This is a genomic window from Microscilla marina ATCC 23134, assembly GCF_000169175.1.
Classification (GTDB): domain Bacteria; phylum Bacteroidota; class Bacteroidia; order Cytophagales; family Microscillaceae; genus Microscilla; species Microscilla marina.
The window spans coordinates 1-13,527 of record NZ_AAWS01000008.1 but is presented as its reverse complement, the minus strand read 5'-3'; the positions used below and the strand labels follow the sequence as shown (position 1 = coordinate 13,527).

The following is a 13,527-nucleotide window of genomic DNA, read 5'->3' as shown; positions in this document are numbered from 1 at the left end:
ACGATGGGTTTTAGCCTATAGCTTTTTTTGTTCTTTGCGTGGTTTAGCCTTTAGCTTTTTTGTTCTTTGCGTGGTTTAGCCTTTAGCCTTTTCTTGAGCTACGATTGGCTTTTAGCCTTTAGCTTTTGTTTGGCTGTTTGTAGGGGCTTTTAGCCTTTAGCTTTTTCTTGAGCTATGATTGGATTTAGCCTTTAGCTTTTGTTTGGCTGTTTGTAGGGGGCTTTTAGCGTCGCTTGAGCCCATTCGTAATTCGTAATTAATTCGTAATTGAAAAGCTTTGCGCCCATTAGCTAAAGCAGAGCTCCCTCCGGTCGGTTCGTAATTTCCTCACCCGAACTTGTAAAAAAATGCCCAAGCTCAAGGGACATATTTGCCTTTCTCTATTCTATCTAAGCAAATAGACAATCACAAATGTGATTGTTCCAACCTTTAAAATTAAATATTTTATGCAAAAATCTAGTATCAGCCAGCATTCAGGCAGGTCTACCTTCAGCCAAAGTCTTCGGGCATTTATCAAAGACGCAGACAACCAAGCCATTGTACAGCTACCTATGGTGGCAAAAATTATCCAATCTGATAAAAAAGAACAACACCTGGGCATTCTTTCTACCGATTCTAATGGATATGTTTCATTTAAATTTGCCATAGCGCCACACACAGAAATCAAAGCAATTTTGCTTGCTCCGCTGGGACTTGACCACTTAGCTCAAGATGTTTTCCCTATGTTACAGGCACAAGGAAGCATGTCAGCCATTGAACTGGAGTACAGTGACACTTCTAACATTCGTAGTGCGATAGCAAGCGGCAAAGATCAAAGTTTTCTCAGCATTCAAACCCCCGATCCATTAGACTACCACATTTCTCCAGGTTCGTTGGCTGCTCAACCCCAGCTTACGTTGGGCAGTGGCGATTGCTCTCGTTTGATTCCTGCGCACAACACAACTTACACTTACCAATATGGTGAAATTGTCAAGAAAAATGCTCCTATAGAAAATGTCACTATAGCAGCTTTGGCAAATGATGATTGTAGTGAAAAAGTAAAGGCGACAGCTATAGGAGAGGGCAAGCTTCAGGAATACAAGCTTGACATCATTCCCAAAGGTTATTCACTGGGCGAGTTGCTTTATTCTGTTACGCTGGCTCCCTGCGAGTCGGTACGCATTGCGGTCATCGACTGGATGAGGCAGGAACAGGCTTACCGCCAGGAAAACAACTTTTATCAGGAGACTTACATCAGTCAGTACAACCGCAGTTTGTTTGCACAGGAAATTTTGTCTGCCAGCCTTCAGGAGCGTTCCTTTTCGTTGGGGGTTCAAACAGGTGTAGGCAATAGCAACAAAGCTTCTGCCAGTGGCAATGCAAGCATTCCCCTAAAAGGAGCAACTATAGGTTTGGGAGGGGCTTTGTCTTCTGCCGTTACCAGCTTTGTAAACGTTGGTGTTGGCTATAGCAGTGGTCGTCGTCAGATTGCCGCCGAGTCTACCCAAAGCATGGTAGACAACATCCAACAAAGGGCCAACCTTGCCCGCCGTTATAGCAGCTCTATAGTGATGGAAGCCAATCAGGTAGCGCAGGAAAGTGTGATCACCCGCGCCCTTTGTAATCATAACCATTGCCACACCCTCAATGTGTTTTATTACCAGGTAATACAACACTACCTTATCCAAAACACTTTTATAGGTGAAGGAGATATTTACTGGGTACAGTACGAAAACAATGGTTTTACCGAAGAAAATGTAATTCGTTATCAACATTTGTTAAAAAATGCCTTACTGGATCCATCATTGTTGCCCTGCTTTGAGGCTTTAGAAAAATCTTTTTTGTGTGCAGGCAGTTCCGGCGGTGGAGAAACAACTACTATCACCGAAGACTTGCATACGCAACGAATTGAAGGGGAAATAAAAATAGGCGATACCGCAGGAGCTGCTTTTGACGGGGAACTGTACCTGGAGATTACGGTGGCTGGGCTAAACGAGGTAATACACGGCAACCCACTAGAGCCCATAGGAACCAAAAAAGCATTCAGAAAACGGTATAAACAAGGAGAAACTTATTCGTTTGCCTTTAACTTATCGAGCCCGGTAAAGGTGTCTGATATTCAACAGATTACCCTCAGAAGCGAACCTGATGAGGCAAGCGATGCTAAGTTTCTACTAGACCACATCAAGGTCAATTACACCACAGTTGAAATAGGTGGGTTGTTTTCGTTGTTGAACAATGGCAACAATGTAAGTATGGCAAAGTCTGACCGCAAAACATACCCCACCAGTCCCGAACGCACTACTTATGAATACGAAGACGATACTCCGGGGGGAGGTGCTGTTGGTGCGGGCACAGACGCTGGCACTGCTTGTTGTGCAAAAAGGTTACTCAGACACCTTAATTGCAATAAGTTGCATTACAATAAGGCAATTTGGCTGTATGAAGATGCCGACGAAAGAGCCATTCGTTTTGAAAATGTATTGGTTGGTGGAGAGCCTTTGATCAATCAGATCAAAAATGAGCCTATTGCCATTCAGGGCAATTGTGTGGCGTTTAAAGTAAACGATTATCAGTTAGACCACCAGACTCCCATTGTCACCAAAGAGCATATTACAATGCCCACACGTGGTATTTTTTCTGAGGGTATTTTGGGGCATTGCAACACTTGCGAAAAGGTAAACGATGAGGTGTTTTGGGACTGGTCTGAGTCTCCGTGCAACTGTGGAGCGCCTGATATTACGGTGGCTACTGGCAATGCTGGCAGCAACTTGTCGGGGAGCGATGCACTTAAACCCACTGATTTTATGCAAAACTCAGTAAATGTGCAAACAGGCGGCGATATACCTGTAAGTGCTTTGGGTAAACTTTTGGAGGCGTTATCGGCAGACTCTAAACTGCGTGACCCTGATGTACTGGCAGACCTTTCCGAATTGTTTAAAACTTTGGGGGGTGAGGGCAGCAGTGATTAACTTGGTTTTCTAAGTTATTTTTTAATGGGAGTCGTTAGACGAGAGTTTTTTCTTGAGCTGTTTTTAGCCTTTTATTGAGCTGTTTGTAGGGGGCTTTTAGCTTTTTATTGAGCTGTTTGTAGAGGGCTTTTAGCCTTTTCTTGAACTACGATGGGTTTTAGCCTTTAGCTTTTTTTGTTCTTTGCGTGGTTTAGCTTTTAGCCTTTAGTCTTTTTTTGAACTATGATTAGCTTTAGCCTTTAGCTTTTTGTGTTCTTTGCGTGGTTTAGCCTTTAGCTTTTTCTTGAGCTATGATTGGATTTAGCCTTTATCCTTTTCTTGAGCTGTTTGTAGGGATCCTTTAGCCTCGCTTCGCGCTCATCTTGTATACGATGTTTCGGGCGTTGGTATGCTCTGGTCTCGTTTCACTAAGACCAAAGCCAAGAAAGTGGTTAGAGTTAGTATCTGTCCGGAAAGTCTATAAAAATTCAAAAAGTACAATTCAGTACCTTCTGCGAATTTTTCCAAGTCTATGTAGGTTATAGGCTAAAACGCTTAAGCCTACATATCTTTTGAATCCTTCAATTGTTTTATCCCGGCATTTGCCAGCTCCTAAGCATTCCAATTGGTTAATATTAGCTTCTATAGTAGAGTGCTTCTTTCGGTATTTTTTAAATTCCGCTTCTTCCTGTTGTTTTTGTTCTTTTTTAGAAATCCTTCCTTTTTTGGGCATTACCAGGCAGTCTACCTGCTCTGCAAGCCCCTCTCTGTTTTCCGGTGAGCCAAAATTTCGGTCAAAACTCCAGGATTCTATACGGTATTTCCCGTGTTTACTTTGAATAAAGTCTCTGATAATCAGAGGCATATCTACATCGTGTTGTTTTTCCATTACTTGCCAATGCATACAGAAGTGGTGCTGATTGGTTGTAATGCAAACGGCGTGTCCAAGCGCTACTTTTTTATTACTCTTTCCTTTACTAACCCACTCATTATGAGGTTCATATAGCGAAAACAACTTTTCCTCATGCGGGATTTTTCTCCATCAATAATACGACGTTTGACTAAATCCTGATGCTTGCTAAAATAAGCGAAAAATAAAACTAACTCTTCATACAGCGGCATCAGCGAAGCCTTTGTAACCGCTTCTTGATTGATTAACTCTTTGATTATCAGTAAGCTGCTATCGATTTTTATCGATATTTTACTACATATAGCTAAATGTTCTTTTACTACCTGCTTTAGGCGCTTTTGGTAACCTTTGCCTTTGTTTCTGTATATTTTAGTCACCTTAAAACTACTCTCTGTTAAGCGTTTATACCAGTAATGATGCTTTCCCCAACCTGGCAAATCAATTATTAATCGGAGTTTACCAAGTACACATAAGCATTTCTTTGCACTTTGAAACAATAGTTTTAAGTCTGAGGGAAAACACACATTCGCTTCTACCACAAATGAATCCGTTTTTAAACTCCGCCTTTCTTTTTCGGAATTTACAACTTCCGAATCGTTTTTTTTAACAAATCATTGCCTGCATCCACTAGTAAAGCGTTAATGGAATGAAGTAGTTCATCTGTCAATAAATGGACATTTTCATTCAAAGTTTGCTCGGAAAAATCATCATCTAATCCCCCCAGACCCATCATACCACGCAAAGCAAGGTGATTATTAACTAAATCGAGTAATCCCGCATAGCTTAAGCCTTTCCCAACTCGGACTACACCTAAAACTAAGATTTGCCACAGGCACATGGCTTGTTAGAATACAATGCCTGAAAACCAAATAATAATTGAGGCAGAGCATCACGACTGCTGCGCTTATTTTTGCTGATTTTCACAGATTCGATGGCGGTGGCACCCGTTTCTGCGGTATTGGGTAAACGATTTCTCATTTTTATCCTGTTTTTTATAATGAAGTCATAAGCATAAAATGCACAAAACTTAATCGTTTTTCAAAGTATTGATGTTTTTTTGAAAGCAAGACAACAAGAAAATGACCCATAGTGACATCAGAATGCTTATTTTTGAGTTTCCGGGCAGGTACTATATAACTGATAACCAGCAAACAACTTTGACTAAAATCACTGCAGAGTATTGTTAAAAAGAAGGGCAAAAAAAGAGCACAGGAGCGGAGTCCGTTAAACTATTCCTGTTGCTGACAAACAAGCAAATATTTACTTGTGACAGCAAACCACACTGAAGGCCCCTGTGCTACGATCTATAATCAACGAGTGATTTTCTTGATTAAAACGCAGGCGAAAGATGGGTGCACTGGTGAGTGGATGGCTCTTATTTAATTACTCTATTTATGACAATACGGTTTCACCTTTTACTGTTTTTATAAAGGTGCCAATGTCTTTGTTTAACTGCTGGCTTTGCGCCAAAGTTTTGATAAAAGCACTGCCTATAATGGCTCCGTTGGCGTGTTGGCAGGCTTTGCTAAAGCTGGCATTGTCTGAAATACCAAACCCGATCAGACGCGGATTTTTCAAATTCATTTTTGCCACTCTTTCAAAATAAGCTTCTTGCTCAGTAGAGATGGCCCCTGTTTTACCAGTGGTACTTGCTGACGACATTACATAAATAAAGCCATTGGTAAGCGCATCTATTTTTCTAATGCGCTCTTCTGACGTTTGGGGAGTCATTAAAAACACATTGGATAAGTTGTACTGCTCAAAAACCGGGCGATAAACCTCTTCATACTCTTGCATGGGCAAATCGGGCAATATTAAACCATCTACGCCTACTTCGGCGGCTTTTTGGCAAAATTTTTCCAGCCCAAACTGCATCACCGGGTTTAAGTAACCCATCAACAGCACTGGTACTTCTACTTCTTTGCGAAGGTTTGCTAACTGGCTGAAGAGCAACTCTAGATGCATTCCATTGTCGAGCGCCTGTTGGTTGCTTTGTTGAATGGTTTCTCCATCGGCCACTGGGTCAGAAAAAGGCATGCCTATTTCGATAATATCGGCGCCCGCCTCAGCAGTAGCTTTGGCTATTTCTATAGTTTGGTCAAGCGCCGGAAACCCCGCCGTAAAGTAAATGGCCAGCAGGTTTTCTTTTTTATGGGCAAAAAGGTTGGTTAATCTGTTATTCATTGCTTTTGTTACTGTCTTGTAAAGTTGTGTAAATTCCCTTTGCAAAAGTAGTTTTTATATAAACAATAGTTGGTTGCTTTGGGAGAGTGGAGACTATGCTGACATCCCACTTGCGGGGGGCCTAGTACAACGGGAACTAAATTCCTAATGATTTATTCAGCGACTTTTGCCCTCTTACTTCATCGCCAAAAAGTTAGATAGCTAAGGTTCCGATATGCATCGGAATTCAGAAAGCGAACTATCCGCCATTTTAACGATTCGTTAGAGAACAAAACCGAGCTTTTCGCGAGCTCAACGAAGTTAATCCATCCAAATTAATTCATTATTTACTTAATCCCCATTGTACTAGTCCCTCAAACAAAGGTACATTATTTATTTGGCTAAAGTAAACTCTCATACGGCGTTTCGATTGTCTTGAGGGTTACCTTCTGCCCCAAGACTTATAATATAAAGACCCCAAAAGCAATACAAGTAGCATAAGGAACTTATATTGGCTAGGTCGTAAAACCAACACTGTATATATGATGGCACTTCCCTTGATCACAAATGAACAGCTGCAAAAAGTCAAACAACTGCTCGAAACCGAAGATGAAGACAACTTACGGCTAGGCTTTACTTTATTGAAAGGTTTTCAACTTCCATATCACTTTATCAATGAGTTACGCAGTAAATATGGCGCAGCTTGCTTTCAATACAACTTGTACCTGCCTCATCACCATGTGCGCAAAATAGATGACTTGGTGCCATTGCATACGCTACAAAATTACCACAACCCATTGTTGAAAGAGATTAAGCTCGCCGTGACCGCTCACCAACCCAATGACCTGGGGCATTTGCCTTCTATAAAAACCTTGACAATGCAGCTGGATAATGGCGCAAGTTTGCCGAAAGGCCTGGAGCAACTCACCTGTTTAAAATCTTTGAAGTTACAGATAAAGGGGTACTATGCAAACCCTGTTTTGTCCCCCGAAATAAGGCTACTTACTTCGCTGGTTCATTTAGACCTGAGCGAAAACAATTTTCAATTTTTGCCAGCCGAGATTGGGCAGTTGCCGAACCTCAAATCACTTGATTTGAGTCACAACAGCTATTTATTAAAATTGCCTGATGAAATGGTTCGCTTGCAAAAACTAGAGTGGCTAAGTTTAGCACACAATTACTATTTAGAAAAAATGCCTGCCTGGTTGCCTGAACTCAAACAGCTGAAAATCTTAAATTTAAGCAGAACTGGTTTTAATTACTTGCCCAAAGTACGCGCACTTGCCCAACAAATGCCACATACCAAGATCATTACGGATAAGTTGGTGATCCCCGAATATTATGAAAATGAACTCAAAAGATTTTAAAAGGAGAGGGCAATATAATGAACGTTTGCTCAGAGATGTGCTACAATTACTAAAAATATGAGCATTATGGTTGCTTTTTGAGCAAAATTTACGAATTTTTGTTGCGTGGTGCATAAGTTGGGTTCACCCTGTTTCGTAAATTATACTTGAATTGCCTGATGCTTGCTGTGATGAGCTCAACGCAGTTAAACAGGGTACACCTAGTGGAGGCTATGCCGACATCCCGCTTGCGGGGAACCTTGCACCTAGTCCCTAGAACCTTGTTGGGGCTATGATTAACCTCCAATAAAATGACCAAGATAAAAAAAGCCTATTTTTGCCAAAGTTGTGGGCACCAATCGCCCAAATGGATGGGAAAGTGTCCCTCCTGTGATTCGTGGAATACTTTGGTAGAAGAAATTGTGCAGAAAGAAGAAGCCAAAAAAGGCGACTGGAAAACCTCCACCTCACGCAAAGTAGCAAACAAACCCCGTTTGCTCAAAGAAATTAAGTTTAGCGCCCAGGAACGGGTCATTACCCCTGACGAAGAACTTAACCGTGTGCTGGGTGGTGGCATTGTGCCTGGTTCGCTGGTGCTTATTGGCGGAGAACCAGGCATAGGTAAGTCTACCTTAATGCTACAAATAGCCCTTACTATGCACCAAATGAAGGTGTTGTATGTATCGGGGGAAGAAAGTGAGCAACAGATAAAAATGCGTGCCGACCGGATTACCCAACAAAACGAGGGCTTGGTGGCCAGCCGCGAAAACTGCTACATTTTGACCGAAACCTCTACTCAAAATATATTTAAGCAAATAGAAGAATTTGCTCCTCAAATTTTGGTCATAGACTCGATCCAAACCTTGCACTCCAGCTTTTTAGAGTCGAGCGCGGGCACTGTATCGCAAGTACGCGAATGCACGGCTGAGCTGCTCAAGTTTGCCAAAGAAAGTCAAACTCCAGTATTTCTGATTGGGCACATCAACAAAGAAGGGAGCATAGCTGGCCCCAAGGTGCTGGAACACATGGTAGACACTGTACTACAGTTCGAGGGTGACCGCCACCTGGTATACAGAATTTTACGCGCCACCAAAAACCGCTTTGGCTCCACCTCTGAACTGGCCATTTATGAGATGCTGGGCGATGGCTTGCGCGAAGTAAGTAATCCTTCAGAAATATTAATTTCTCAACGCGACGATGACCTCAGTGGTATTTCTATTGGGGCAACCCTAGAGGGCAACCGCCCTTTACTGATAGAGGTGCAGTCGTTGGTGAGCACTTCAAACTATGGCACTCCTCAGCGCAGCAGTACCGGGTTTGACGGCAAACGGTTGAATATGCTGCTTGCCGTGCTTGAGAAAAGAGGTGGCTTTATGCTGGGCAATCAAGACGTATTTTTGAACATTACCGGAGGGCTTAAGATAGAAGACCCTGCTATAGACTTAGCAGTGTGTGTGTCGGTGGCATCGTCTTACAACGACATCAGTGTGTCAAACGACATGTGTTTTGCGGCAGAAGTGGGCTTGGGGGGCGAAATAAGGGCGGTAAACAAAGTAGAAAATCGCATTTCGGAAGCCGAAAAGCTGGGTTTTAAAGAAATATACATTTCTAAATATGCCCTCAAGAGCGTAAACCAGGACAACTATACCATCAAAATAAAAGCCTTTGGTAAAGTAGAAGAGGTATTTGAAGATTTATTTGGTTAGCCACCCAAACCTAATAGGGCGTATTTTAGTACGCCCTTTTTTTTGAATAAACCCCTCCCCTGCTTTGAGTATGTAATGAATCATCCGATGAAACCAAACGCACCACTGAAGGGCAAACTACTCAAGTAGTAATAAACAATTCGGTGACAAGGATAGCTTTCACCTTCGACAAATATTTTTTATAACAACCTCATTTTTTAACTTTGCCTTAATTTTTTAGAGCTGAATAAACAAAATAAATCTTGAGTTTAATTGTAAGTATAGAAACCTCCACCAAAGTTTGTTCGGTGGCACTGCACCAAGAAGGTGAGCTATTAGGTGATGCTACACTTTGGGTAGCACAATCACATTCTGTCATGCTTACCTCTCTTATAAAAGATGTGGTAAGCCACGCCCAACAAAAACTAGAAGACCTGGACGCAATAGCACTAGGCAAAGGCCCTGGCTCTTATACTGGGCTGCGCATTGGCACTGCCACTGCCAAAGGCTTATGCTTTGCCCTTGACAAACCCTTGGTAGCCATCAATTCGTTGCACGCAATGGCAGCTGCCCTGCAACACACTTCGGTAGATAAACACTGGTTTTGCCCTATGATAGACGCCCGCCGTATGGAGGTGTACTGCGCTGTGTATGACGAAGACTTGCAAGAACAACAAGCCACTGAAGCCAAAATTATAGACGCGAATTCTTTTGAAGATATTTTGAGCACCCAAAAGGTAGTGTTTTTTGGCGACGGGGCAGCCAAATGTAAAGAAGTATTAGGGAACAATTCCAACGCCTTATTTGTTGACAATTTCCACCCAACAGCCCGCTCGGTGGGTCAATTGGCGCACAAGGCTTTTGTAAAAGGGCAAACAGAAGATCTTGCTTACTTTGAGCCTTTTTATCTCAAAGACTTTGTGGCACTTAAGCCCACCAAGAAGTTTAAACTGTAACTTGATCTACCTGCAACTGCTCTCTTTTGTAATGTATATGCCTGCCAGCTGTACTTTTTGATGGGTTAAAAACAAAAAACTATGGAAGACGAAATTGTAAACCGGGTAGCGCAAAGCGCTCTTATTACGTTTAATTTGGAAGACTACTACAGCCACCACGAACGGGTGGTTTATGATATAAAAGACAATCTTTTTCAGGAAATGATTTTACGGGAAAAAGATTTCAGGGCGTTTGTAAAAGAACATGACTGGAGCCAATACCAAGATAAAAATGTGGCCATTATTTGTTCGGTAGATGCTATAGTGCCCACCTGGGCATATATGTTACTGGCACTACAGCTTGAACCTTATGCCCACCATTTTGTTTTTGGCGATTTGGCGGTTCTCGAACAAGCCTTGTTTCAAAAAGCCCTCCACAACATTGAGGTAGAAGAGTTTCGCGACAAAAAAGTTGTCATCAAAGGTTGTGGTGATTTGCCCATTCCCGAATATGCTTATGTAGAGCTTACCCGTTTGCTGCGCCCGGTAGTAGCCACTATGATGTATGGCGAACCTTGCAGCACGGTGCCTTTATTTAAACAAAGGAAAAAGAAATAAGTTACTCTACCCAGCTTTTAACTACGCTTTTTGTAAGCTACTGAAAATCAACGGGATACAAAAGTGTAGTTACTTGTGAACCGAATCTACAGCAGTTTGCTGTGATGAGCTCAACGCAGTTAAACAGGGTGTAGCACCGATATTCATCGGTATCTAAGGACTTGCGACTTGTCGCTTGAAGCTTGCCCCTGTCGGGACTTTTAACTTCATTGAGCTCAGTACAGTAAAGCTGCCCCGATGAATCGGGATTTAGAAATAGTTTCGGTTTTTCAAAAGTAACTTCATCGCCTCAGCTCGTGTCTCTACGAGCTGATCGAAACCCTGAAAAACACTATTTACAGGCACTACAACAAGGCGATTTAGCTTTGCTGAGCACCGATGCCTCGGTATCTAAGGACTCATAAACTCGGTTGTGGAGACACAAACTGAGGCGAAAAAATAGTAGGGTAGAGTACCTGATTGCACTCTAGGCAAACAAAAGGCAAAGAATTCACTATTGAATTCTTTGCCTTTTGTTAGTGGTAATTTTCTACGTTGCAGGCTTACTCCTTCTCAAACAATCCATTTACCAGGTTTACATACGCTTGTTTGGCCTCTTCGCTGTCCTTGCCTTTTATTTTTGCCCAGGCGTCATACTTGGCTCTCCCCTTAAAATCCATCATTCCGGGGCGACTACCGCTTACATCGCCTTGGCTGGCTTGCTTAAACAAAGCATACATCTGTAGCAACTCTTCGTTGCTGGGGCGTTTGGTCAATTGCTTGGAACGTGCTGCTGCGGCTTCGAAATCTTCTGTTAATCCCATGTCTGAAAAATTAAATATTTAGAGAGTTATAAAAAAAATACAATATTATTAGTAATTTAATGACTGATAGTCATTGATAAATAGAAATCTTACGTGCTTGTATATTGCTGTTTATCAACACTTTGCTTAAATGCAAATATTTCACACGTAAGTTTTAGGCAATTTATAGCAAAAAAATTAACCTATTTATCCTAAATTTTATTAAATTTGGATACACTACCTAATCAACCATAAGGTTTCAGGGTTTTGTATCACAAACAACTTACGACCTTAGGGCGTATTTAAAATTGATTTGCTGGGTATACACTGCAATAGTGACCTTTCAAATCTCGCCCTCAAAATACTTCTTACACTGAATTATGGCAAAAAAAATCACCCAAAAAGAAGCAAAAACTGCCACTGCTCTGCAGAGTACTCCAAATGTAGCAACAAAAACATCAGAGTTGCAAATACCAACTGCCAACCCTGATGCTACAAACAACGAAGAAATTGTGGAAGTAGTAGCCGAAGAAGTAATGGCTGCTGACGATGAGTTGCTTACCCAGGAAATAAAAGACAATACCCATATATTTGAGGAGTTTTTTGACCTTGATTACGCCAAGAGCCTCGCTAAATTGCTGGAACCAATAGATAAGTACTATTTTAGGGCTACACTCATTGGTTTTGACGAAGAACTGGGCGAGTTTCCGGCAAGAAATAATCCCCAACGCCCACTGATTTTTGTAAGCAATCATTCGGGAATGGCTTTCCCCTGGGACGGGATGGTATTTGCGTCGGCCTTGATGAAAATGAACGGATACAGGTTAGACAAAGCTGCCAGAGGGTTGGCGTCGCCTATGCTATCACAAACCAACCTGATGAACCCGTTTTTGATCCATAATTTTTGGAAAAGAGCGGGAGGAATTGATGCCACATCGCTCAATTTTGAAACTATGATGCACTATGGTGAGTCTAATTTTTTGATTTACCCAGAGGGCATCAAGGGTATAGGCAAAGGGTTTGACAAGAGGTACCAATTACAGCGGGTGTCGTCATCGGCAGTACGCATGAGCATCAAATACAAAACAGATATTATCCCTTTTGCCACCATCAATGCCGAATATATCAACCCGTTCAGCTATAGCCTGAAATGGCTCGATGACATTGTTCAAAGCATTGGCATTCCTTTTATTCCAGTAGGACCACTTACCACCCTTATTTTGCTCCAGCCCTGGATGTTTTACTTTGCCGCTCCGGCAAAACTTACCTATGTACGTGGCAAACGTATCAAACCTTATGAAATGATTGACAAACCTTTCGAAGAAATCACTTTGGAGGAGTTTAGAGAAATTAGTAAAAAAATTCAGAAAAACATGCAGGCAGAGTTAAGCCGCATGGTAGAGATGTACGGACAAAACCCTTATGACTGGGGTGGTTTCTTCCGCACTATTTTACAAAACTTTAGCAAGCTTCCTTACTTTGTGCCTATAGCCTGGCCATTTTTATTTACCGAGCACGAACGCCGCTACCGTCGTTTTAAGACACGCCTTGCCCAACTGGCTGAAGACGCTCGTGAAGCATACAAAGAAGCTTACCTCAACGAAAAGCCCCGCGAAGAGTCACTGGTAGGCTTGGTTAAAACTGCTACAGATACTATTCTCAAAAATCCCGAAGTATTGCTGCTCTATGTACCATTGGTAGGCTGGATTCCCACCCTGATCAAAGGGTTTAGCCGCGAAGAAGATTAAAGTTTTGCCTTGGCGGCGCTACTTAACAAAAAAAAACAGACCTTCTCAAATAATGTTGAATTATTTAAGGAGGTTTTGTTTTTTTTATCATATTTGATTCAATGTTTTTAAAATACGATAATTCCCCATTAAATACTTAAGTTAATTTTATTAGTTTTGTTGTTTGCACAAAAGAGTTGTTGATGGCTAAAAGCTATAAAATCAATAAATATGCATGCTTATTACACTATATGCATCTACAATATTTTGAGAAAACAACTATTACTTTTATTTTATATTAAATTTATTGTTTCATGTCTGATCAACAGAAATTTATAGATATTAAACGAGTGATTGCTGACAAAAATCCTAAGCTGCTCAAATGGATACCGGGTTTTGTGGTAAAGTACTTAAAAAATATCTACACGAAG

12 protein-coding genes are annotated in these 13,527 nt (G+C 41.6%); 6 read left to right on the top strand and 6 right to left on the bottom strand.

Going from position 1 to position 13,527, the window contains the following annotated elements; translation table 11 throughout:
* Positions 1-446 precede the first annotated feature (446 nt).
* On the top strand, positions 447-2,951 hold the full coding sequence (locus M23134_RS08525) for a hypothetical protein (protein ID WP_002695473.1): 2,505 nt from the start codon (positions 447-449) through the stop codon (positions 2,949-2,951).
* A gap of 481 nt (positions 2,952-3,432) precedes the next feature.
* On the opposite strand, the gene M23134_RS08520 is transcribed toward M23134_RS08525, so the two are convergent.
* The 5 genes from M23134_RS08520 to trpA form a co-directional block, all read right to left on the bottom strand.
* Positions 3,433-3,945, bottom strand: a complete 513-nt coding sequence (locus M23134_RS08520) for a transposase (RefSeq protein WP_157558396.1) — start codon at positions 3,943-3,945, stop codon at positions 3,433-3,435.
* On the bottom strand, positions 3,882-4,379 hold the full coding sequence (locus M23134_RS08515; protein ID WP_045113249.1) for a hypothetical protein: 498 nt from the start codon (positions 4,377-4,379) through the stop codon (positions 3,882-3,884). Before M23134_RS08515 ends, M23134_RS08520 begins: the two co-directional genes overlap by 64 nt.
* Before the next feature lie 41 nt (positions 4,380-4,420).
* The gene (locus M23134_RS08510) at positions 4,421-4,678 is read right to left on the bottom strand and encodes a hypothetical protein (protein WP_053337271.1); all 258 of its coding nucleotides are present in this window, start codon (positions 4,676-4,678) and stop codon (positions 4,421-4,423) included.
* Complete coding sequence (locus M23134_RS41005; protein ID WP_002695467.1) at positions 4,657-4,818, bottom strand: hypothetical protein; 162 nt, start codon at positions 4,816-4,818, stop codon at positions 4,657-4,659. The genes M23134_RS08510 and M23134_RS41005 overlap by 22 nt, the downstream gene beginning before the upstream one ends.
* A 414-nt stretch (positions 4,819-5,232) precedes the next feature.
* A complete protein-coding gene (gene trpA, locus M23134_RS08505; RefSeq protein ID WP_002695466.1) occupies positions 5,233-6,024 on the bottom strand; it encodes a tryptophan synthase subunit alpha in 792 nt (263 codons plus the stop codon).
* A 521-nt stretch (positions 6,025-6,545) separates the two neighbouring features.
* Between trpA and M23134_RS37735 the strand changes: the two genes are divergently transcribed.
* The 4 genes from M23134_RS37735 to M23134_RS08485 all read left to right on the top strand — a co-directional run bounded on the left by M23134_RS37735 (position 6,546) and on the right by M23134_RS08485 (position 10,587).
* Positions 6,546-7,370, top strand: coding sequence for a leucine-rich repeat domain-containing protein (locus M23134_RS37735; protein ID WP_053337270.1), 825 nt, complete (start codon positions 6,546-6,548; stop codon positions 7,368-7,370).
* 290 nt (positions 7,371-7,660) lie between these two features.
* Positions 7,661-9,055: a DNA repair protein RadA gene (radA, locus tag M23134_RS08495; RefSeq protein WP_002695464.1), complete on the top strand. Its 1,395-nt coding sequence runs from the start codon at positions 7,661-7,663 to the stop codon at positions 9,053-9,055.
* Positions 9,056-9,297: 242 nt separating this feature from the next.
* Positions 9,298-9,990 carry a tRNA (adenosine(37)-N6)-threonylcarbamoyltransferase complex dimerization subunit type 1 TsaB gene (gene tsaB / locus M23134_RS08490; RefSeq protein WP_002695463.1) on the top strand — a complete coding sequence of 231 codons (693 nt, stop codon included), beginning with the start codon at positions 9,298-9,300 and terminating at the stop codon, positions 9,988-9,990.
* A gap of 81 nt (positions 9,991-10,071) precedes the next feature.
* Positions 10,072-10,587, top strand: coding sequence for a DUF2480 family protein (locus M23134_RS08485; RefSeq protein WP_002695462.1), 516 nt, complete (start codon positions 10,072-10,074; stop codon positions 10,585-10,587).
* 542 nt (positions 10,588-11,129) lie between these two features.
* On the opposite strand, the gene M23134_RS08480 is transcribed toward M23134_RS08485, so the two are convergent.
* Entirely contained in the window at positions 11,130-11,390 is a 261-nt protein-coding gene (locus M23134_RS08480; RefSeq protein ID WP_002695459.1) for an acyl-CoA-binding protein, read from the bottom strand.
* Positions 11,391-11,749: 359 nt separating this feature from the next.
* On the opposite strand from M23134_RS08480, the gene M23134_RS08475 reads away from it, so the two are divergent.
* Positions 11,750-13,117: a 1-acyl-sn-glycerol-3-phosphate acyltransferase gene (locus M23134_RS08475; RefSeq protein ID WP_002695458.1), complete on the top strand. Its 1,368-nt coding sequence runs from the start codon at positions 11,750-11,752 to the stop codon at positions 13,115-13,117.
* The last annotated feature ends 410 nt before the right edge of the window (positions 13,118-13,527 follow it).